Origin of the sequence: Plantibacter sp. ME-Dv--P-122b (genome assembly GCF_030209375.1) — a bacterium.
Lineage (GTDB): Bacteria > Actinomycetota > Actinomycetes > Actinomycetales > Microbacteriaceae > Plantibacter.
Window position 1 is genome coordinate 129,557 of the sequence record NZ_JARVSC010000002.1, and the last position, 20,661, is coordinate 150,217.

Below are 20,661 nucleotides of genomic sequence, written 5' to 3' on the forward strand. Positions count from 1 at the left end.
GCTGAAGGGCCGGTCGGCCAACTGCCGGCCGACCCTTCAGCACTGCGCTGGGACTAGCCCTGAGCCTTGACGATGAAGTCGACGGCGTCGCCGACGGTCTTCAGGTTCTTGACTTCTTCGTCCGGGATCTTCACGTCGAACTTCTCCTCCGCGTTGACGACGATGGTCATCATGGAGATCGAGTCGATGTCGAGGTCGTCGGTGAACGACTTGTCCAGCTCGACGGTGTCGGTCGCGATGCCGGTCTCGTCGTTGATCAGCTCGGCCAGGCCGGCGAGGACTTCTTCGGTGGACAGTGCCATTGTTCTACTCCTTGGGTGAGGTTTGACCGTAGTCGAGTGTAGTCGCGTCGGGCGTCCTGCTACGGCAGGACGACGACCTGAGCGCCGAAGACCAGTCCGGCACCGAACCCGATCTGTAGGGCGAGGCCGCCGCTGAGCTCGGGGTGGCCTTGGAGGAGCCGGTGGGTGGCGAGCGGGATGGACGCCGCCGAGGTGTTGCCGGTGGTCTCGATGTCGCGCGCGATGACGACGGTCTCCGGCAGCTTGAGCTGCTTCGCGAACTCGTCGACGATGCGCATGTTGGCCTGGTGGGGGATGAAGGCCGCGAGGTCGGAGGCTTCGACGCCCGCTTCCTCCAGGGCCTGCTTGGCGACCTTGGCCATCTCCCAGACCGCCCACCGGAAGACCGTCTGGCCCTCCTGACGCAGGGTCGGCCAGGCGGCCGTGCCGTCGCGGAACTCGGTGAGCGTGCCGCTCATGCCGACGGCGTCGGCCTTGGATCCGTCGGAACCCCACACGGTGGGGGAGATGCCGGGGAAGTCGCTCGGACCGACGACGGCCGCGCCTGCACCGTCGCCGAGGAGGAACGAGATCGACCGGTCGGTCGGGTCGACGATGTCGGACAGCTTCTCGGCGCCGATGACGAGCGCGTAGTGAGCCGCGCCCGATCGGATGAGGGCATCGGCTTGGGCGATCGCGTAGGCGTATCCGGCGCAGGCGGCGTTGAGGTCGTAAGCGGCAGCGGGGTTCGCTCCGACGCGGTCGGCCACGACGGCCGCCATCGACGGGGACTGCTGGACGTTGCTGATCGTCGCGATGAGGACGAGGTCGACCTGCTCGGGCGAGATGCCCGCGGCCGCGATGGCCTCGGCGCCGGCTTCGGCTGCGAGGTCGACCGCACTGACGTCGGCCGACGCGCGCGTGCGGGTGACGATGCCGGTGCGCTGCTGGATCCACTCGTCGGACGAGTTGATCGGGCCGACGAGGTCGTCGTTGGGGACGCTGAGGTCTCCGCGAGCTGCGCCGAGGCCGAGGATGCGGGTGAACTCGGGACCGCGCGACTGCTTGAGGGTGGGGGTGGTCATTGACTGGTTCTCCGTCTGCGCTACTGCTGGGCGATGAGGTCGAGGGCTGCCGGCAGGTCGTCGGGGGTCTTGATGGCGACCGTCGGCACGCCCTTCAGGCCGCGACGTGCGAGTCCGGTGAGCGCCCCGGCGGGGGCGAGCTCGATGAGTCCGGTGATCCCTGCGGCGCTGAACGCGTCCATGCACAGGTCCCAGCGTACCGGGGAGGCGACCTGACCGATGAGGAGGTCGAAGAACGCCGTGCCCGAGGTGACCTCGGTGCCGTCGTGGTTCGTCCAGATGCGGAGCGTCGGGTCCTGGGGCTCGACCGTGCGGTTCGCCCCGGCCAGCCAGTCGCGGGCCGACTGCATGTAGCTCGTGTGGAAGGCGCCCGCGACCTGCAGCGGGATCCCCCGCGTGCCCTTGAGCGGCTCGTCGGCGAGGCGGGCGAGGGCGTCGTGCGCGCCGGCGACGACGATCTGGCCGCCGCCGTTGTAGTTGGCGGGCTCCAGTCCGAAGGAACGCACGTGCGCGACGACGGCGTCCTGGTCGCCGCCGAGGACGGCACTCATGCCCGTCGGGGTGGTGGCTGCGGCTTCGGCCATGGCCACGGCGCGTTCGCTCACGAAGCTCATGGCGTCGCTGTCCGAGAGGATACCGGCGCCGTAGGCCGCGGTGATCTCGCCGACGGAGTGTCCGGCGATGCCGCCGAACGGCGCGGCGTCGGCGGGGAGGGCCTTCCGCAGGGCGTCCAAGGTTACGATGCCGGCCGCGACGATGAGCGGTTGGGCCACCGCGGTGTCGCGGATGGTGTCGGCGTCGGAGACGGTGCCGTGCTTGACGAGGTCGAGTCCGGCTTCGTCGGAGAAGCGCGCGAGCGCGTCCTTCGCGGAGGCGTCCTGCAACCAGGGGTCGAGGAAGCCGGGGGTTTGGGAGCCCTGTCCAGGGCAGGCGATGACGATCACCGCTCTAGTCTGCCAACCGGAGGACGCCCAGCAGTGGAGCAACACCACGAACCTTTGGAAAATGTGTTGTGTGGACTCCACAACACGGACCGGTCGAACGGCCTAGCGAGCGTCAGGAGGTCAGCCGACGTCGGGACGGCTCAGGCTCAGCGATGGCACCGAGGATGAGGGCCGCCTGCAGGATGAGCGACTCGCGGGCACCCGTCGCGTCCCACCCGATGACCTCGGAGACCCGCTTGAGGCGGTACCGCACCGTGTTGGGGTGCACGAACAGCTCGCGCGCCGTCGCTTCGAGCGAGCGGCCGTTGTCGAGGTAGCACCAGAGCGTCGTCACGAGCTCGCCGGAGTAGTCCTTGAGTGGGCGGTAGACCCGTTCGATGAGCGTGGTCTTCGCCAGGTTGTCGCCGGCGAGGGCGCGCTCCGGGAGGAGGTCGTCCGCGGCGACCGGGCGGGGTGCGTGGCGCCAGGACTTCGCCACGGCGAAGCCGGCCAGTGCGGCCTTCGCGCTGCGCGACGCCTCGATGAGGGAGGGCACGGCGTGACCGAGCACGAGGTGCCCCGGCCCGAACCCGTGCTCGAGCTTGGCGGCGATGTCGAGGAAGGTGAGTTGTGAGCTCGCCCGGGCGTCTGCGGCGGCCTGTTCCGCTTCGTCGACGGGCTCGCCGTCTCCGGCCTCGGTGCTGGGCAGCTCGGCGCGGCCCAGGACGAGCACGAGTCGGTTGCCCTGGACGCCGATGAGGACGTCGGCGTCGAGGTGTCGGGCGGTCCTGCGGAGCATGTCGACATCGAGCACTCGAGGGGTGGTCCCGACCAGGACGCAGGCCTCGCCGTGACCGTGCCAGCCGAGGGCGGCGATCCGGCTCGGTAGCTCGTCGTCGGCCTCGCCGCTGAGGATCGAGTCGACGACGAGGGCCTCGAGGCGGGCGTCCCAGAGTCCGCGCGCTTCAGCCGCGCGGGCGTACACGTCGGCCGAGGCGAACGCGATGTCGCGTGAGTAGAGCAGGATCGCCTCGCGGAGGTCGACACTGCCGGACGCGACGCGTTCCTCGACGACCTCGACGGTGACCTTGATGAGTTGCAGCGTCTGCTGCAGGCTGACGGAACGGAGCAGCTCGCGAGGAGCCGCCCCGAACACGTCGGCGGCGATCCACGGCGTCGACCGGGGATCGTCGAACCACGAGATGAACGAACTGATGCCCGCCTGCGCCACCAGGCCGACCGCTGAGCGGCGGCCTGGTGGCATCTCGGCGTACCAGGGAAGGGTGTCCTCGAGGCGTTTGAGCGTCGCGGTCGCGAGCTCACCCGAGATCCGGCGGAGCCAGTCGAGTGTCTCGGCCTTCGTCTTCGTCTTCGTCACCGTGGTAGCGATGGAATCAGCTCTCGCCACCCGCGTTACCGGTGTTGCCGGCGTTCACGTCGTGGAGGCGGTAGCGCTCGATCGCCTGCTGCGGGAGGCTCGCATCGACCTCACCCCGAGCAGCGAGCTGCTGGAGGGTGCGGACGACGAGCGACGGGCCGTCGATCTTGAAGAAGCGACGGGCAGCGGCGCGCGTGTCGGAGAAGCCGAAGTCGTCGGCCCCGAGCGTCGCGAAGTCGCCCGGCACGAACTGACGGATCTGGTCCGGCACGGCGTGCATGTGGTCGGTCACGGCGACGAACGGGCCTGCGGCACCGCTCAGCTTCTCCGTGACGTAGGGCACACGACGCTCCTCCTGCGGGTGCAGGAAGTTGTGCTGATCTGCGGCGAGACCGTCGCGACGGAGCTCGGTCCAGCTCGTGACGCTCCAGACGTCTGCGGACACGCCCCAGTCGTCGGCGAGGAGCTGCTGCGCCTCGATCGCCCACGGGACCGCGACACCGGAGGCCATGAGCTGGGCCTTCGGACCCTGCTTGTCGCTCGTGCTGATGCGGTGGATACCACGCACGATGCCGTCGACGTCGACACCCTCGGGTTCGACGGGCATGACCATCGGTTCGTTGTACACCGTGAGGTAGTACATGACGTTCGGGTCCTCGTGCTCGCCGCCGTACATGCGCTCGATACCGCTACGCACGATGTGCGCGATCTCGTAGCCGTAGGCCGGATCGTAACTGACGACCGCGGGGTTCGACGACGAGAGCAGCAGCGAGTGGCCGTCGGCGTGCTGGAGGCCCTCACCCGTGAGCGTCGTGCGACCGGCGGTCGCGCCGATCATGAAGCCACGGGTCATCTGGTCGCCGGCCGCCCAGATGGCGTCGGCGGTGCGCTGGAAGCCGAACATGGAGTAGAAGACGTAGACCGGGATGAGCGGCTCGCCCTGCACCGAGTACGAGGTTCCGATCGCGGAGAAGGCCGCGACGGCGCCCGCCTCGTTGATGCCCACGTGCACGATCTGACCCTGCGGGCTCTCCTTGTAGGCGAGCAGCAGTTCGCGGTCGACCGAGGTGTAGTGCTGACCGTTCGGGTTGTAGATCTTCGCGCTCGGGAAGAACGCGTCCATGCCGAAGGTGCGTGCCTCGTCGGGGATGATCGGGACGATGCGGTTGCCGAAGTCCTTGGCGCGGAGGAGGTCCTTCAGCAGTCGGACGAACGCCATCGTGGTGGCGATCTCCTGCGTGCCGGAGCCCTTCTTCGCCGCCGCGTACGCGGAGTCGTCGGGCAGGTTCAGCTGCGTGTACTTGCTGCGACGCTCGGGGACGTAGCCGCCGAGCGCGCGGCGACGCTCGTGCAGGTACTGGATCGCCTCGTCGTCCTCGCCCGGGTGGTAGTACGGCGGGAGGTAGGGGTTCTCTTCGAGCTGCGAGTCGGTGATCGGGATGCGCATCGTGTCCCTGAAGGTCTTCAGGTTGTCGAGCGTCATCTTCTTCATCTGGTGGGTCGCGTTGCGGCCCTCGAAGCTCGGGCCGAGGCCATAGCCCTTGATGGTGTGCGCGAGGATGACCGTCGGCTGGCCCTTGTGCTCGCTGGCCGCCTTGAACGCCGCGTAGACCTTGCGGTAGTCGTGGCCGCCGCGCTTGAGGTTCCAGACCTCGTCGTCGGTGTACCCCTCGACGAGCTTCAGGGCGCGCTCGTCGCGGCCGAAGAAGTTCTCGCGGACGTAGGCGCCGTCTTCCGTCTTGTACGTCTGGAAGTCGCCGTCGGGCGTGACGTTCATGAGGTTGAGGAGCGCGCCATCGGTGTCGCGGTTGAGGAGGTCGTCCCACTCGCGGCCCCAGATGACCTTGATGACGTTCCAGCCGGCACCGCGGAAGAAGCTCTCGAGCTCCTGGATGATCTTGCCGTTCCCGCGGACGGGGCCGTCGAGGCGCTGCAGGTTGCAGTTGATCACGAAGTTGAGGTTGTCGAGGCCCTCGTTCGCGGCGACCTGGAGCTGACCGCGGCTCTCGACCTCGTCCATCTCGCCGTCGCCCAGGAACGCCCAGACCTGCTGGTCGCTCGCGTCCTTGATGCCACGGTTCGTGACGTACTTGGCGAGGTGCGCCTGGTAGATCGCGTTGATCGGGCCGAGACCCATCGAGACCGTCGGGAACTGCCAGAAGTCCGGCATGAGGCGCGGGTGCGGGTACGAGGAGAGTCCGTGCGGCGCGTGCGACTTCTCCTGGCGGAAACCGTCGAGCTGGTCGGTGCTCAGGCGGCCCTCGAGGAAGGCGCGGGCGTAGGTGCCGGGGGAGGCGTGGCCCTGGATGTAGATCTGGTCGCCACCACCCGGGGCGTCCTGGCCGCGGAAGAAGTGGTTGAAGCCGACCTCGTAGAGCGCGGCCGACGACGCGTAGGTGGAGATGTGGCCTCCGACACCGATGCCGGGGCGCTGCGCGCGGTGCACGGTCATGGCCGCGTTCCAGCGGATCCAGGCGCGGTAGCGGCGTTCGATGTCCTCGTCGCCCGGGAAGTCGGGCTCGTTCTCCGAGGCGATGGTGTTGATGTAGTCGGTGGTCGGCACCATCGGCACGCCGAGGTGCAGCTCCTTCGAGCGCTTGAGGAGGCTCAGCATGATGTCGCGTCCGCGACCGCGGCCGCGTTCGTCGACGAGGGCGTCGAGGGACTCATTCCACTCGGACGTCTCCTCAGGATCGGCGTCTACGTGGTTGGACGAGTATGGATCCTGGTCGTGAACAGTCACCGTCGACCTTTCTCTCGTGGCAGATCGTGCCTGGGTTGTGATGGTGAACTCCATGCGCCCGAACGGGTGTGGACGCGTGCGCCACCTTTCACCCTATCCGGTCACCCCAGGGAACGGTGACCGAGCGGCGCACCCCTCCGGGTTTGTGCAGCTGCGGTGCGGGGTTAGGATGTGTGACCGGATCGGACCCGTCCACCGCTCGGGCGATCCGGAGCAGGCGAACCCGCCTGAAAGGACCCTCATGGCACTCGAGAACGACACCCTGGCACCCGACTTCGAACTGGCGAACCAGTTCGGTGAACTCGTCAGGTTGAGCCAGTTCCGCGGCAGCTCGGCTGTCGCGCTCGTCTTCTTCCCGCTGGCGTTCTCCGGCACCTGCACGGGGGAGCTGTGCGAGTTGCGCGACAACCTCAGCCTGTTCACGGACGACCAGGTCACGCTCGTCGGCATCTCCGTCGACTCGAAGCACACGCTGCGCGCGTGGGCGGAGCAGGAGCAGTACGGCTTCCAGCTGCTCGCCGACTTCTGGCCGCACGGCCAGGTCGCCAAGGAGTACGGCGTGTTCCTGCAGGAGAAGGGGTTCGCGAACCGCGCGACCTTCCTCATCGACCAGCAGGGCATCATCCGCGAGAGCTTCATCACGGCGCCGGGCGAAGCCCGCTCGCTCGCGGCCTACCGCGCCGCGCTCGAAGAGCTGCGTCAGCCGGCCTGAGCCGCGTCTCGCTCTGGTCCATCCGGATCGCCGGGAGTCTCAGCCGGTGATCGTGACCTCGGGTGCGCGCTCGTAGCGGATGAACCGGTACGGGACACCCGTGCGTGATTCCGACCAACCGTGTGCCGGGTCGATCGTGACCGGCACCCACTCCTCGCCGATGGTCGGTGCGAATGTGTCGCCCGCGACGTCGAGGTCGAGTTCGGTGACCTCCAGGCGGTCGGCCAGGGGAAGTGCTTCCGCGAAGAGGCCGGCACCGCCAGTGACCCAGGCCTGACCGTTGCCGGCGAGCTGCGCCGCTTCGAACGCGTCCTCCAGGGAGTGCGCGACGATCGCGCCGTCGGCGGACCACTCGTGATCGCGGGTCACGACGATGTTCGGGCGTCCCGGGAGCGGACGGAACCGTGGGGGGAGTGAGTCCCAGGTGCGGCGTCCCATGATCACCGCGTCCGACCCGGTGAGCGCCTTGAAGTGCGCGAGGTCTTCGGGGACGTGCCAGGGCATGTCACCGTCGGCGCCGATGATGCCGTCATGTGCCTGGGCCCAGATGAGCGCCAGGCTCATACGGCGACGGCCGCGCGGATGGCGGGGTGGTGCTGGTAGTCGACGATCTCGAGGTCGTCGTACTCCACGTCGAAGATGCTGTCGCGCTTCGTGTTGATACGCAGCTTCGGGTAGGGGAACGGTGCGCGCGTGAGCTGCTCCGTCACCTGCTCGACGTGGTTGTCGTAGATGTGGCAGTCGCCTCCGGTCCACACGAAGTCGCCGACCTCGAGGCCGACCTGCTCCGCGACGAGGTGGGTGAGGAGGGCGTAGCTGGCGATGTTGAAGGGGACACCGAGGAAGAGGTCTGCGCTGCGCTGGTAGAGCTGGCATGAGAGCTTGCCGTCGGCGACGTAGAACTGGAAGAAGGCGTGGCACGGGGCGAGTGCCATGTTGGGGATGTCGGCGACGTTCCAGGCGGACACGATGATGCGGCGCGAGTTCGGATCGGTGCGCAGCTGGTCGATGACCTGCGAGATCTGGTCGATGTGCGAGCCGTCGGGGGTCGGCCAGGACCGCCACTGCACGCCGTAGACGGGACCGAGTTCGCCCTGCTCGTCGGCCCATTCGTCCCAGATGGAGACGCCGTGTTCCTGCAGCCAGCGGACGTTGCCGTCGCCGCGGAGGAACCAGAGGAGTTCGTAGGCGATGGACTTCCAGTGCACCCGCTTGGTGGTGATGAGCGGGAAGCCCTGGGAGAGGTCGAAGCGGAGCTGCCGGCCGAACACGCTGCGCGTGCCGGTTCCGGTGCGGTCGCCTTTGGTGGCGCCGTGCTCGAGTGTGTCGCGCAGGAGGTCTTCGTACGGGGTGGGGATCGTCGTATCCATCCCCTCGATCGTACGGCCAGCGACCGTCACCGCGCCCGACCGATCGTCCGGTGTCGCGACGGATGCACGCGGACCCGGGTTGTGGAGCGTTCCGGCTTCGACGAGGACTCCGGCTAGACTCGACGAGTCGCATCGGATGGCTTCATCCGATCGCGGGCCTTTAGCTCAGCTGGTAGAGCGCCACGTTTACACCGTGGATGTCGTCGGTTCGATCCCGGCAGGGCCCACCGGAGGAAGAGCCCGGAGATATCAGGTGTCTTGAGGCGTTTCCGTTGGACCATGTGCCGCTGAGAGCTGGGGCTGACCACTGAGCGCGCGATGGGCATGTCTGACTCGCGGCCGGTGGCGGCGTCTTCACCCACGAGGTGGAACTGACGGCGACGGAGACAGCGGCGATCAACCCAGCGGACCGCGGTTCGGGGATGTGCTCTGGAACGATCGCTACGCTCCTCCCGGGGTGAGCATGAAGCCTTCTGGGGCCGGGTGTGTTCGGATCGCAGGTCGGCTCAGTGCCGATGCAAGTGATCGCGTGATCCGTGGGCGAGTGGTCTCATTGGACGCAGTTCCGATCGTCTGCGAGATGGTCGTTGACCTTGAGGAGGGTCGGTCCGGTGGCCCCAGACGTCAGCGTGCCTCGCAGCGTCGGGAGCGCCGAGCACGGATACCCCGGGTCGATCGTGTATCCGGAGGTGGGCGAGGTCGATGCCGTCGACCAGCTCCAGTCCGGGTTCGGGGTGAGCTGACTGCTGTCGACGTCGGGGGAGGCCAGGTCGACCTGGAACGCGACGAGGTCGTCGGTCCCGCGTCCTGAGGATGACGTCGTCAGTTCATATTCGCGCAGGAGGTTTCCCGGTGTCGTGCCACCCTGTTCGACGAGGCGGACGCTCGAGATGCTGCAGGATGCCCCGTCGACGGGGTCGCCGCCGGCGTCGATGACCACGCAGCTCCCGAGCGTCGAGGCGGGTGGGAGCCACGAGCCGGTGCCGGCGGTGATGTTGAAGCGTGCCTGATCCGACCAGGCTCCTTCCGTCGTCGCGGTCCCGGTAGCGGTTCCGACGAAGAGTGCGGCCGCGAGGGTGATCAGCCCTCCGGCCACCCGCAGCGCTGGCCCGAGTGTCATCCGCATCCCTCCTGCTGTGCCGGTCACGATGGACCACCGTGCCGTGCTGACGCCGGTGTGGCTTCCGCGTCGCCTTCCGCCGTGGTGTCGTCGACGTCGTGAGACTCGTCGTCCTTCGGTGAGGGGAGCAGGGTGAGACCGACGAGCGCGGCGAGGGCGACGAGCAACGGGATGGCGACCGCTGGTCTGCCCACCGCCTCGACGAACCGACCTGCGCCGGGGATGACCACCCAGGGAACCGGAGGCGCCGCGTCGCTCGCAACGGCGTAGCTGCGTGGGTCGGGCTCGTCGTTCGCATCACCCTTGAGCTGCAGACGGTAGCCGTCTCCGTCCTGATCGATCGCGATCACGCGGTGGGTCACGAGCCGCTGGGTCAGCGTGCTCCTCAGGGTCACGATGTCGCCCACCTCGATCCCGTCGACCGGTTCCGGAATGCTCACGACGAGGTCGCCGGTCTTGATCCCGGGTGCCATCGAGCCTGACACGACGATGAGCGGCTGCACGACTCCAAGGGCGTTGGCGGCCCAGCCCACGCCGGAGAGCACGCCGATGGCGGCGAGGAGACACAGCACGCCGAACCCGATACTGCGCAGAATCCTCACGAGTGCACCTTTCCGTCCCGGTGGACTCGGCGCGAGATCCCGAGTCCGAGGGCCAGCGCGAGTCCTGCAGCGGTGAGTGACAGGCCCCAGGTGATCAGTCGAGCGGCGTCAGAGCCGGTGGTTGCCAGGTCGTCATCGTCCGCGATGAAGGAGAGCCGTCCCAGGGCGGAACCGGTGGCGGCGGGCGGGGCGTCCGTCGGCACCGTGACGGTGACGCGGACGTCGATCGGACCGGCGGTCAAGCGCGTCGATCGGAAGTCGTCGGCGGACACGCAGGTCGTCGACCGGCAGATGTCGAGGGCGAGGGAGCTGCTCTCGAGTAGTCCGGTCCGTTCCTCCCAGGTGACCGCGTCGAGCAACGCATCCCGGTCGAGAACGACGACAGCGGCCTCCGTCCTGGTCTCGCCCGGCGCGAGGTCGGGGAACGTCAGGGTGAAGTCCAACGGAACAGCGGCCGATGACGGTGAAGGAGCGAGCCCGACGGAGAGGAGCACGGCACCGGCGAGCACTGCGAGGCACGCGAACGCGCTCGCGGCCAGGCCACGGTCCGTCTGCACGGGCCGTGGCCGCTCGTTGGTCGCGGAGCTCCTGCTCCGTCGGCGTGGCACGCTACGGCGTGGTGCCGGTGAAGGGGATCGACACACCCGCGGATGTCACGTTCTGCATCGCGTCATCGGCGGGAGACGTCCACGCGGGCGTCCTGACCACGACGTAGAGGTTGAGCGTCGCGCCGGCGGCGAGCGTCGTCGCCGTGTACGGCGTCGTCCCCGCAGCATCAGTGAACACGCCGATGCTCGCTGGGGACGACGGAGCCGTCTCCGTCGGGTCGAACAACGGGTCCCCGGTGAGGTCGAGCGTGGGCAGCGAGACGGAGAGGTCCGTCGTGGAGTCGTTCCACAGCCAGATCGACACCGTCCGTGTCTCGCTCGGGGTCAACGACTCGAACGCGGTGGCGGGGATCGCGACCGCGGTCGCTTCGGTGTCGGCGTCTTGCCAGTTCGCGACGTCGAGCGCCGGCTGCGCGTCTGCGACCGCACCGTAGAGCTCAACGGTCGCGGTGTCGGCCTCGGCGCTGAACCAGACGTTATCCGTCCAGGCTGCCGTCGTGATGGCGGCGCCGAATCCGAGGACAGCGACGGAAGCGAGTGCGATGACGGTGATCCGTCGACGCGTGATGTTGCGGGAGCCTGACATGGTCATACCTCTGTTCTTCGCGCGGTCAAGGAGTCGTTCCGGGGAGACAGCGGATTACGTTGGCTGCGTTCCCCCGGGCATAGTCTCGACCCGGGACGTGCCTCGTTCAAGGGGTAACGGGAAAAAACTTCGGAACTGTCCCGAATCGTGTGACCGGACGGGCAGGCGGGCCGGATGCACGCCGCGTCTGACTGGTCGGGCTCGCGTCAGGTCGAGTGGTGCGGCGCGCTGTGCGGACCGCGGGTGCTCGACTTCGCGTGCGGGAAGGCCTTCATGAGCCGCCCGAGCGTGGCTAGTCGGGCGAAGTCGGCCGTCGAGCGGCGCTCGTCGAACGTCTGCTCGAGCTGGATGACGCCCTGTTCGATGCGGTCGTGGGTCTGGGCGAGGGTTCCGGAGACCTCCGCGAGCACGGGGCGCAGCTTGGCGAGGGTGGTGATCGAGTGTGCGGCATCGACCAGGAGGATGCCGATGAGGGCCCAGGCGATCGCGATCGCGACGTCGTGGGGGATCGCGACCAGGACGCGAACGAGCGGAGGGTGGATGACGTAGATGAGGAGGACCCCGAGCAGCCCGAACAGGAGGGAGTTCTCGAGGCAGATGCGGCCCTGGAGGTTGAGGCGTCGCGGACTGTAGTCCCAGAGCTGGATGTGGAACACCTTGTCGAGGACGAGGTGGGTGAAGAACTCGAGCGTGCTGGTGATGAGCACGCTCGCGATGAACACCAGGAACGGATTGCTGACGTACGGGTACACGAGCAGGATGAGCGCGATCGCCCCGAATCCGTAGATCGGAACGGTCGGCCCGGTGAGGAATCCGCGGTTCTGCAGGGACCGCTCCCGTACGAGGACGTACAGGACTTCGGCGATCCAGCCGAAGAAGGCGTAGACGGCGAGGAAGAGGAACAGCATGCTGATCGTGTACATCGAGGGTGCGTCTTTCCGTTCCTGGCGGCGACAGCCGTCCGGCGACCATGGGCTCGTCGTGGCTGTGGTGGAGATCACGTCCGTGTGACGATCACCCTAGTACGATTCGAGACAAGTTCGAACAGCTTGAGGAGGCGCGCGTGCGCACAGGTCTGAGTGCCGGTGAGGTCGCAGAACGCGTCGCGGACGGGCGCACGAACGCGTTCACCCAGGAGACCAGCCGAAGCGTCTGGAGCATCGTCCGCTCGAACGTGCTCACGCTCTTCAACGGCATCATCCTCGCGTGTTTCCTCGTGCTGCTCGCGATCGGCCGGTGGCAGGACGCGCTCTTCGGATTCAGCGCGATCGCCAACGCCGTGATCGGCAGCGTCCAGGAGTTCCGGGCGAAGCGGTCGCTCGACCGTCTGGCATTGCTCAACTCGCCGAGTGCCCGCGTCCTCCGCGACGGCGTCGAAGCGGACATCGAGGTCGGCGATGTCGTAATGGACGATCTCATCGTGCTGCGGGCCGGTGACCAGGTGCCCGCCGACGCCCTCATCGTGGAGACGCACGGCCTGCAGGTCGACGAGTCGATGCTGACCGGCGAGTCCGATGCCGTCGAGAAGACGGTCGATGACCGCGTCCTGTCGGGCTCGACCGTCGTCGCGGGCGAGGGCTGCGCCGTCGTGGACCGCGTGGGCGCCGATTCGTTCGCGAACTCGCTCTCCACCGAAGCCAAGCGCTTCTCCCTCATCGCCTCCGAGCTCCGGTCGTCGATCAACCGGGTCCTGAAATGGGTGACATGGATCGTCGGGCCGGTCGCTCTCCTGGTCCTGAACGCGCAGATGAACGCGGTCGGCGGTTGGTCCGATGCGACGTCGAGCGGCGCATGGCGTGATGCGGCCACCGCCACGATCGCGGCCATCGTGGCGATGGTGCCGCTCGGTCTCGTGCTCATGACGAGCATCTCCTTCGCCGCGGGGGCGGTCAAGCTCGCCCGCAAACAGGTGCTCGTGCAGGAACTGCCCGCGGTCGAGGCGCTCGCCCGGGTGGATCTCATCTGCCTCGACAAGACCGGCACACTCACGCAGGGTGACATCGTCTTCGACGCGGTCCACCCGATCCGCGAGCAGATCGGCTGGGAACGGGTGCTCGGCTGGTACGGCGTGCAGAGCGATGCGAACGCCACGGCTCGGAGTCTCACCGCCCGGTTCACCGATCAGCCGGACACCGCTCCGACGGATCGGATCGGGTTCTCGTCCGCGCGCAAGTGGAGCGCCGTCGTGTTCCCCGACGGCATGTGGATCCTGGGTGGCCCCGAGATGGTCTTCCCGGCCAGGACGGACGACGACGCCGGCCACCGCGAGCTGGCCGCACAAGCGGAACGGCTCGCTGCGACCGGCCGCCGCACCCTCGTCCTGGCCCATGGAACGCCCACCACCGACGAGACCGTCCCGCACGACGCCGTGCCCGTCGCGCTCCTGACCTTCCGGGAGGACATCCGTCCGGACGCCGCCGAGACCCTCGCCTACTTCGCGGCGCAGGAGGTCGGCGTGCGGATCATCTCGGGCGACAACCCGCAGACGGTCGCGGCGATCGCCCGGGACGTCGGCCTCGATGCGCCGAGCGGCTTCGACGCGCGGAACCTCCCGGACGACGACGACGCGCTCCTCCGGGTGCTCGACGAGCACCTCGTGTTCGGTCGGGTCACGCCGGATCAGAAGCGACGGATCGTCGTCGCGCTGCGCAGGGCCGGTCATACGGTCGCGATGACGGGGGACGGGGTGAACGACGCCCTCGCGATCAAGGAGGCCGACATCGGCATCGCGATGAACTCCGGCGCGGCTGCGACGAAGGCGGTCGCGCGACTCATCCTGCTCGACGGTCGGTTCTCCCACCTGCCGTCGGTCGTCGCGGAAGGACGGCAGGTCATCGCGAACATCGAGCGCGTCTCGATGCTGTTCCTCACCAAGACCGCGTACGCGACGTTCCTGGCGATCGTGTTCGGGATCCTCATGCTCCCGTTCCCGTTCCTCCCACGACAGTTGTCCATCTCGGACGGGCTCACCATCGGACTCCCTGCGTTCTTCCTCGCGCTCCTGCCCAATGCCCAGCGGTACATCCCCGGCTTCCTGCGCCGATCACTGAGCTTCGCCGTGCCCGCCGGCCTCGCGGTGACGCTCGGCATCACGGCTTATGCGCGCCTGGCCGCAGGGCTCGGCATCCCGGAAGCGGAGGTCCGGACCGGCTCGACGCTCATCCTGACGCTCATCGGCCTGTGGATCCTCGTCGTCCTCTCCCGCCCCGTGACCCGGTTCAAGGGAGCGGTCATCGGCGTGATGATGGTCGCCCTGGTCGTGGTCTACACCGTCCCGATCGCGCGGGACTTCCTGCAGTTCGTCGACGTGACGCTCCCGACCGCACTCCTCGTCCTCGGCACCTCGCTCGTCTCCATCGCGCTCATCGAGATCGTCCGGTTCGCCCACCGACGCATCGCGAGACGCGATGAGGAGCGCATGCTGGCTCAGCGGACGGCGAAGTAGCGTCGGCCGCCACCGAGCCAGAGGGGGAGCAGCACCGCCGCCGCGACGATCGACTGGACCACCACGCCTGTCCAGTCACCGTCACCGGCGACGACCAGGTCAGCCACGGCGAGCCCGAGGGCCAAGACCACGATTGCCGAGGCGCTCGCCCGCGACAGCGCACTCCCGCGGGCGACGCCGGAGGCGATGGCGATCATGAACAGGCCGAACAGCGCCATCCCGGCACCGGTCAGGGTGACGGCGAGGGTCAGACCGTCGGCCTGCACTTCGGTCGAATACCGCAGGAAGATCGAGACGACACCAAGGCCGATCTGTGCGATGCCGCCGAGATAGAGCAGGACGACGGCGCCGGTCACGGTGGCAGGTCTGCGTCGAGGGGTCTCGATCGTCACGGGGTCAGCCGGCCTTTCCGAACAGGCCCTTGCCGAACTTCGTGAGGTAGCGGTAAGCGTCCGCGAAGGTGGGGACGTCCTCTGGCATGACCTCACCGAACTTCGCCAGGAGGAGCCCGAGCAGCGACTGCGCGGGCGGGCTCAACGGCTTGTCCTTGTGCGGGTGGTCGTCGGTGTACCGCTCGGCTTCGAGATTCGGCGGGATGTACTGCGGATGCGTGTGCGGCCACTCGCTCGGATGCCGGGGACGATCGAGGTTGATCGCGTTGAACAGGTTGTTCGCGCCGGCATCCCGCTTGGTCAGGGGCTTCAGACCGTGCAGTCTGGCGAGCGTGGCGATGACCGCCCCGTGGTGCATCTCGTCGTGGATGATCGTCCCGGCCTTCGTGTAGGCGGAGATCGCGATCGCCGGCACGCGGACACCCAGGCGGTCGAACGCGAACCCCATCTCACCCGGGCCGCTGTCGTCCGGTGGCACGGCGACCGGAGGCGGGACGTGGTCGTAGGTTCCGCCGTGTTCGTCGAAGGTGATCAGCAGGAGGGTGTTCAGGGCGTTCGACCCCGTCGTACTCGAGCTGCGCCGGACCGCGTTGTACACATCGCTGACGAGTGCCTCGCCGGCTCGGACATCGGAGAGGGCGCTGTCGTACACGGGCTGGCCGTTGATCAGGCTGGTGCGCAGGTTCCCGAACGGCGGATGGAAGTCGTTGTGGTTGTAGGTCATGCGCGGCTCGATGAACGAATAGGCCGGAAGCTTCCCCTCCCTGGCGTCCTCGTAGAACTGCTCCATCGTCGCGAAGTGGTCGGTCTTCCAATGCTGCTCGAGCACCGGCGCATGGATCATGCCGGTGTACGAGATGAGCTGGAGCTTGTCGATGTAGATCTTCCACGGGATACCGGCGTCGTCGAGCCGGTTGAAGATCGTCGGTGCCGGAGGGGCGTCGAGCCACTTGTCGTAGTCGCCGTTCAGTCGGTTGGTGACGAAGCCGTGGGAGGTCGACGCGTGGAAGAACGAGCGGTTGCAGAACGTCTGCGACGGGACGCCGGCGAACCAGTGGTCGTAGACGGCGAACTCCCGGGCGAGGGTCGACAGCACCGGCAGCATGTCGGGGGTGAAGCTCCCCATGACCTTGCCGAGGTTGGCCGGTACCTCGTCGGGCCGTCGCTTGAGGCGCAGGAAGTTCACGACGTAGTCGTTGACGAAGCCCTGCATGTTGGGCGTGGCGCCGGCCGGTGGTGCGTTGAACGGGGCCTCCATCTGGTGCAGGAGGAGGTCGCTGTTGGTCGGAGGGTCGACGACGTTGAAGAGCTGACTGTTGACGTGCGGGTACTCCTCGCCCGGGTCCGGGTCGGGTTGCCGCATGATCTCGTCGGTGGATCCTTCGTAGGGGTGCGCCGAGATGCGTCCGCCGAGCGGCGAGGGGTTGCTGTACTCGCCGAAATTCAGTCCCTCGAAGGTCTCGCCCTCCGGGAGGTCGTCCTTGTCGTACAGGTAGCCGAGGAGGTTGTCGAAGGAGCGGTTCTCGCCCATCAGGACGATGAGGTGGTCGAAGCCGGGCTCCGTGCGTGGGTCGAAGGCCACGAAGTCCGGGGTCGCTGCAGCCCGCTCGGCTTCGCTCACCGTCACTCCGATCCCGATGCCGGCGGGGGTGCCGACAGCCGCACCCGCAGCAGCCAGTCCCATGCCTTTGAGGAACGCTCTGCGCGAGCGGTCGACTGGCTGGTCGGCGTCGTCGTCCAGCGACTCGCGCGACGTCTCGTCAGTACTCATGGCGCCTCCTCATTCAGGATCGGAAGAAGTCTCCGGCGCGGCCGGTGTACAGCAGGATGATTCCGATCAGGGCGGTGGCCGCGGAGATGATCGGCCCGGCGATCGCGCCGGCGGGGTCGTCTGCAACCAGGACGATGGAAGCGACGATGGACGCCGACAGGGAAAGCGTCACCAGGATCCGAGCGATGTTGCTGCCGCTGAACAAGCCGACACTGACGCAGAAGATCACGATGCCGACGCCGATGGCGATCCACGCCGAGAGGTCCGAGACGCCATCCGCCGACAGGACGCCTCGCAGGACCAGGATGCCGAGCAGGATGTGGAGGGCTGCTGAGATCCAGGTCAGCACGGCGATCAGGGTGACGCCGGCTGGTCGCTTCGCCATCATCGTCGCCTCCACATGATCCGGGGGAACCCGGGCGTGGGAACACGATAGCGCGATACGAGACAGTTCCGAACAGTCTTGACATCGTCCGGTGACCGGAGATCACCGGATCGCTGGCGACCTCGTTCTGTCGAGGCGCTACATGATCCGCCTTCCGCTGTGAAAATCAAGTCTTTCGGTTTTGTCTTGATTTTCGCTATCGTCGAGCCCAGATCGGCCCCGAGTGGGGGTCGACCGATCCGGGGCGGCGTCTCGTTCGCTCGGAGAAGCAAACGAAGGAGCAAACCGATGGCTGGTCAACGTCCTGGTGGAATCGTCTTCATCGCAGTCCTGGCCTGGATCGGTGCCGTTCTGCAAGTCCTGTCCGGCGTACTCGTCCTCACGGGCGTCCTCAACCCCGAAGGGGTGTCGACCGAGACGGCGTGGATCGCGATCGTGGTCGGGGTCATCTCGTTCCTCGTGGCCTTCGCGCTCTTCGGCGGCAGCCGGGTCGCACGGATCCTGGTGACCATCTCGTTCGTATTGTCGCTGCTCACGGCTGTCTTCTCGATCGTCGCGCACCCGACGAACTTCGTCGCTCCGGGCTTGGCCGCCCTGTTCGCGATCATCGCGCTGGTGCTGCTGTACAGCGAGAAGGCGAACGCGTACTTCACGCGCTGACAATCGGGACGGGCACGCCAGTCTCTTCGGAAGTGTCCTGAATTACGCTACGGTATTGCCAACAACTGGGGAAGCCCCTCGAATGGGGCCGGACGAGAGGGGTCGATCGCATGTCGAGAGAAGAGCACGCACGGGAAGGTGCCCAAGCGGTCATCCCGGACGACGAGATCCTCGACGTCGCGGTGGTGATGCCCCGCGGGTCGACCCTGTCCGGTGTCCTGGGTGCTGCCGCCGGTGTCGGGTTGAGCGGGAGCAACCAGACTGCATGGGGCGTTGCGGGCGGCATGATCGCGCAGCGGGCCAACAGCGCGTCGCACGGGAGTTACCCGTCGATCGTGCTCGCGGTCTCCGCGACCAAGGTCTATGTCCTCGGGCGCACATCGACGGGCCTGGTGGGCGGTTGGAAGCATCTGCACCCCGTGGCACACATCGAGCGCTCCGACCTCAAGGTCACCCGTCGTCACCATGGCACCGTGCGCATCATCGAGCTCCAGGACACGACCTCGGGCAGCAGCCTGGAGTTCGAAGCGCTCAACATCGGCGGCCTCGGGCTCAACGACCTCCTGAAAGAGCTCGGCGACTGACGCCGGCGATCACCACGTGCACGCACCCTCGTCGAAGGAACGACCCATGTCCTCAGCACTGAAGGTCCGGCCCCGCGTCTGGATCGGCTTGGCCATCTACCTCGGGTACATCGCGGTGGTCTTCACCGTCCAGCTGGCCTCCGGCGTCCGGTACGACGAGCTCGGCGAGAGTGGAAGCAACCTGTTCTTCGGGGCCGGCTTGTCGCTGATCATCGCTGCTGTGCTTCTCGCCATCACGACGACGCTGCTCGGGTGGTGGCGCCCCGCAGTGTTCGATCGCCACCGGAGCGTGCGGTGGCCGATCATCGCTCCGATCCTCATGGTGGTCGCGCTGGTCTTCAATCTCATCTCGACGGACTGGGCCGCCTTTGACGGGGCGTTCCTCGCTGCGGCCCTCGTGATCATCCTCGTCGGGTTCACCGAGGAGATCACGACCCGCGGCCTCCTGCTGACGGGCCTGCGGAGTCGCCTCGGTGAGGGCTGGGTGTGGTTCGTCACGTCGGTCCTGTTCGCGGCGATGCACCTGTTGAATGCGACGGGCCAGGCGTTGGGAGCGACCCTGCAGCAGGTGGTGTTCGCGTTCGTCGCGGGCACGGTGTTCTACATCCTCCGCCGGGTGACGGGCACGCTCGTCTGGGCGATGGTGCTGCACGGACTTTGGGACTTCTCGACCTTCGCCCTCTCCCACGGGACACCCGGACCGCTCGTCGGGATCGGTGCCGCCGTCAACCTGATCGCCGGTGTCTTCGGGCTGATCGCGGTCGCGTTCGTCATCCGCGGAGCAGACGAGCGACTCGCGGCCGGTGGAGGCGGTCGTCCATAGCGGCCCCGCGGTCGCCCGGCCGGACGGCTTTCTCACAGCAACGTACCAATACGCTGATGCTGACACCGTTCGACAGCGATGGACGCAGTCCGTTCCGGCACCCGATCCGGTTCGATTCTGACCTCCTGCAACGCACTCGGTCGCACCACAGCACACGCGTTGGTGCCGCCAGGCAGAGCCGTTCGGACTGTGCCGGCAGGAGAGATGGATGCGAGACGATGAGCATGCCCGGGCGATCGAGCTGCTGGGACACTTCAACGACCAACTGACGCGAACCGTCGACGGTGTCTTCGGTACGCGCTGGGCCGAGATCGAGGAGATCATCGCGCTCATCGCACTGGCACGCGATTCGGTCATCACGACACGTGCGCTGGCCGACATCAGCGGGCTCGGCCGCCGCGCGGTCTCCCGTCTCATTGCGCGTCTGAAGGATGACGGCGTGGTGACGACGCGGTCATCGGATCAGGACGGACGGGTTGTCGAGGTCGTCCTCACTGAACACGGGCAGGAGCAAGCCGAGGAGTTGCGGAGCCGAGGTCTTGCGCTGCTCCACGACAGTAGGGAGCTCGCGCAGGAACTCGGCGCGATCCTGCAGACGACGATCATCGATGTGGATCCGTTCGGTGGAGACCCCCTCGTCCTGCTGCTCGACGCGAGCACAGTGGGTGCAAGGCTCGTGAGCTATATGCCCGCCGCCGCGACGCGGGGTCGGATGGCTGCCCGACAACGAGCCGCGCTCGTGTACATCGCCACCTCGGGTGAGGTGCGTCCGGGGGAGCTAGCCGGCCCCCTGGAGGTCTCCAACGCGGGATCGGCCTACCTGATCGACCAGCTGTGCGCGAAGGGCTTCATCCGCCGCCATCGCCACGAGGTCGTCGACGATCGACGTGCCGTCATCCTTCGAGCGACGCCCGACGGGCTGAACGCCGTGGCGGCGGTCGCGCACGGGGTCCGGGAAGAACGGGAGGCTCTTTCCCGCCTGTTCCTGCAGATCGCTGCGTGGCGCGACTCGGAGGAGCTGCCAGCCGTGCTGGAGGCGAGTGCACTGCCGGACGACCTCCGGGTGTCATCGTGAAACATCGCTTTGGAGGCCTGGTGTTCGGACGTGCTCCGAGAGCCACCACCGCTTGCTCTTGAGGTCTCCACACAAGGTGCGGGTGGATAGAACGCACCCGCCGACTTCGGGTCTCTCG

At 67.5% G+C, this 20,661-nt stretch carries 21 protein-coding genes and 1 tRNA gene; 7 read left to right on the forward strand and 15 right to left on the reverse strand.

The window, feature by feature from the left end; translation table 11 throughout:
- Positions 1–53 precede the first annotated feature (53 nt).
- From QRN19_RS04080 to aceE, 5 genes are all read right to left on the reverse strand, one after another.
- Positions 54–302 carry an acyl carrier protein gene (locus QRN19_RS04080; RefSeq protein WP_056006457.1) on the reverse strand — a complete coding sequence of 83 codons (249 nt, stop codon included), beginning with the start codon at positions 300–302 and terminating at the stop codon, positions 54–56.
- Positions 303–361: 59 nt separating this feature from the next.
- On the reverse strand, positions 362–1,366 hold the full coding sequence (locus QRN19_RS04085; RefSeq protein WP_079705772.1) for a beta-ketoacyl-ACP synthase III: 1,005 nt from the start codon (positions 1,364–1,366) through the stop codon (positions 362–364).
- A gap of 20 nt (positions 1,367–1,386) precedes the next feature.
- Positions 1,387–2,310, reverse strand: coding sequence for an ACP S-malonyltransferase (locus QRN19_RS04090; protein ID WP_285025391.1), 924 nt, complete (start codon positions 2,308–2,310; stop codon positions 1,387–1,389).
- A 112-nt stretch (positions 2,311–2,422) separates the two neighbouring features.
- Complete coding sequence (locus QRN19_RS04095; RefSeq protein WP_285025392.1) at positions 2,423–3,667, reverse strand: PucR family transcriptional regulator; 1,245 nt, start codon at positions 3,665–3,667, stop codon at positions 2,423–2,425.
- A 16-nt stretch (positions 3,668–3,683) separates the two neighbouring features.
- Complete coding sequence (gene aceE / locus QRN19_RS04100) at positions 3,684–6,410, reverse strand: pyruvate dehydrogenase (acetyl-transferring), homodimeric type (RefSeq protein ID WP_285025393.1); 2,727 nt, start codon at positions 6,408–6,410, stop codon at positions 3,684–3,686.
- A gap of 241 nt (positions 6,411–6,651) precedes the next feature.
- On the opposite strand from aceE, the gene QRN19_RS04105 reads away from it, so the two are divergent.
- The gene (locus QRN19_RS04105; protein ID WP_064293656.1) at positions 6,652–7,122 is read left to right on the forward strand and encodes a peroxiredoxin; all 471 of its coding nucleotides are present in this window, start codon (positions 6,652–6,654) and stop codon (positions 7,120–7,122) included.
- 39 nt (positions 7,123–7,161) lie between these two features.
- On the opposite strand, the gene QRN19_RS04110 is transcribed toward QRN19_RS04105, so the two are convergent.
- Together QRN19_RS04110 and QRN19_RS04115 are read right to left on the reverse strand one after the other, a co-directional pair.
- Positions 7,162–7,686 (reverse strand): dihydrofolate reductase, encoded by a 525-nt coding sequence (locus tag QRN19_RS04110; protein WP_285025397.1) that lies wholly within the window; start codon positions 7,684–7,686, stop codon positions 7,162–7,164.
- Positions 7,683–8,492, reverse strand: coding sequence for a thymidylate synthase (locus tag QRN19_RS04115; RefSeq protein ID WP_285025399.1), 810 nt, complete (start codon positions 8,490–8,492; stop codon positions 7,683–7,685). Before QRN19_RS04115 ends, QRN19_RS04110 begins: the two co-directional genes overlap by 4 nt.
- 154 nt (positions 8,493–8,646) lie before the next feature.
- Here QRN19_RS04115 and QRN19_RS04120 point away from each other — a divergent pair.
- Positions 8,647–8,719: transfer RNA gene (locus QRN19_RS04120), tRNA-Val, on the forward strand.
- A 323-nt stretch (positions 8,720–9,042) separates the two neighbouring features.
- Here the strand turns inward: QRN19_RS04120 and QRN19_RS04125 are convergent.
- From QRN19_RS04125 to QRN19_RS04145, 5 genes are all read right to left on the reverse strand, one after another.
- The gene (locus tag QRN19_RS04125) at positions 9,043–9,612 is read right to left on the reverse strand and encodes a hypothetical protein (RefSeq protein ID WP_285025401.1); all 570 of its coding nucleotides are present in this window, start codon (positions 9,610–9,612) and stop codon (positions 9,043–9,045) included.
- Positions 9,613–9,635: 23 nt separating this feature from the next.
- Positions 9,636–10,214: a signal peptidase I gene (locus QRN19_RS04130; protein WP_285025403.1), complete on the reverse strand. Its 579-nt coding sequence runs from the start codon at positions 10,212–10,214 to the stop codon at positions 9,636–9,638.
- Positions 10,211–10,771, reverse strand: a complete 561-nt coding sequence (locus tag QRN19_RS04135; protein WP_285025405.1) for a hypothetical protein — start codon at positions 10,769–10,771, stop codon at positions 10,211–10,213. Before QRN19_RS04135 ends, QRN19_RS04130 begins: the two co-directional genes overlap by 4 nt.
- A gap of 52 nt (positions 10,772–10,823) precedes the next feature.
- Positions 10,824–11,414 (reverse strand): hypothetical protein, encoded by a 591-nt coding sequence (locus tag QRN19_RS04140; protein ID WP_285025406.1) that lies wholly within the window; start codon positions 11,412–11,414, stop codon positions 10,824–10,826.
- A gap of 200 nt (positions 11,415–11,614) precedes the next feature.
- A complete protein-coding gene (locus QRN19_RS04145) occupies positions 11,615–12,331 on the reverse strand; it encodes a putative ABC transporter permease (protein WP_285025407.1) in 717 nt (238 codons plus the stop codon).
- Positions 12,332–12,471: 140 nt separating this feature from the next.
- On the opposite strand from QRN19_RS04145, the gene QRN19_RS04150 reads away from it, so the two are divergent.
- Positions 12,472–14,853 carry an HAD-IC family P-type ATPase gene (locus QRN19_RS04150; protein ID WP_285025409.1) on the forward strand — a complete coding sequence of 794 codons (2,382 nt, stop codon included), beginning with the start codon at positions 12,472–12,474 and terminating at the stop codon, positions 14,851–14,853.
- Here QRN19_RS04150 and QRN19_RS04155 read toward each other — a convergent pair.
- The 3 genes from QRN19_RS04155 to QRN19_RS04165 are packed head-to-tail and all read right to left on the reverse strand — an operon-like array spanning position 14,835 to position 17,401.
- Complete coding sequence (locus QRN19_RS04155; RefSeq protein ID WP_285025411.1) at positions 14,835–15,245, reverse strand: hypothetical protein; 411 nt, start codon at positions 15,243–15,245, stop codon at positions 14,835–14,837. The genes QRN19_RS04150 and QRN19_RS04155 overlap by 19 nt on opposite strands.
- Positions 15,246–15,249: 4 nt before the next feature.
- Positions 15,250–17,016 carry an alkaline phosphatase family protein gene (locus QRN19_RS04160; protein ID WP_285025413.1) on the reverse strand — a complete coding sequence of 589 codons (1,767 nt, stop codon included), beginning with the start codon at positions 17,014–17,016 and terminating at the stop codon, positions 15,250–15,252.
- Between the two features lie 13 nt (positions 17,017–17,029).
- Entirely contained in the window at positions 17,030–17,401 is a 372-nt protein-coding gene (locus QRN19_RS04165; RefSeq protein WP_285025415.1) for a hypothetical protein, read from the reverse strand.
- Positions 17,402–17,689: 288 nt separating this feature from the next.
- Here QRN19_RS04165 and QRN19_RS04170 point away from each other — a divergent pair, with 288 nt between their 5' ends.
- The 4 genes from QRN19_RS04170 to QRN19_RS04185 all read left to right on the forward strand — a co-directional run bounded on the left by QRN19_RS04170 (position 17,690) and on the right by QRN19_RS04185 (position 20,543).
- The gene (locus QRN19_RS04170; RefSeq protein ID WP_285025417.1) at positions 17,690–18,061 is read left to right on the forward strand and encodes a hypothetical protein; all 372 of its coding nucleotides are present in this window, start codon (positions 17,690–17,692) and stop codon (positions 18,059–18,061) included.
- Between the two features lie 110 nt (positions 18,062–18,171).
- Complete coding sequence (locus QRN19_RS04175) at positions 18,172–18,645, forward strand: hypothetical protein (RefSeq protein WP_285025419.1); 474 nt, start codon at positions 18,172–18,174, stop codon at positions 18,643–18,645.
- Positions 18,646–18,691: 46 nt separating this feature from the next.
- Positions 18,692–19,468 carry a CPBP family intramembrane glutamic endopeptidase gene (locus tag QRN19_RS04180; RefSeq protein WP_285025421.1) on the forward strand — a complete coding sequence of 259 codons (777 nt, stop codon included), beginning with the start codon at positions 18,692–18,694 and terminating at the stop codon, positions 19,466–19,468.
- A gap of 208 nt (positions 19,469–19,676) precedes the next feature.
- Positions 19,677–20,543, forward strand: coding sequence for a MarR family winged helix-turn-helix transcriptional regulator (locus QRN19_RS04185; protein ID WP_285025424.1), 867 nt, complete (start codon positions 19,677–19,679; stop codon positions 20,541–20,543).
- Positions 20,544–20,661: the final 118 nt, after the last annotated feature.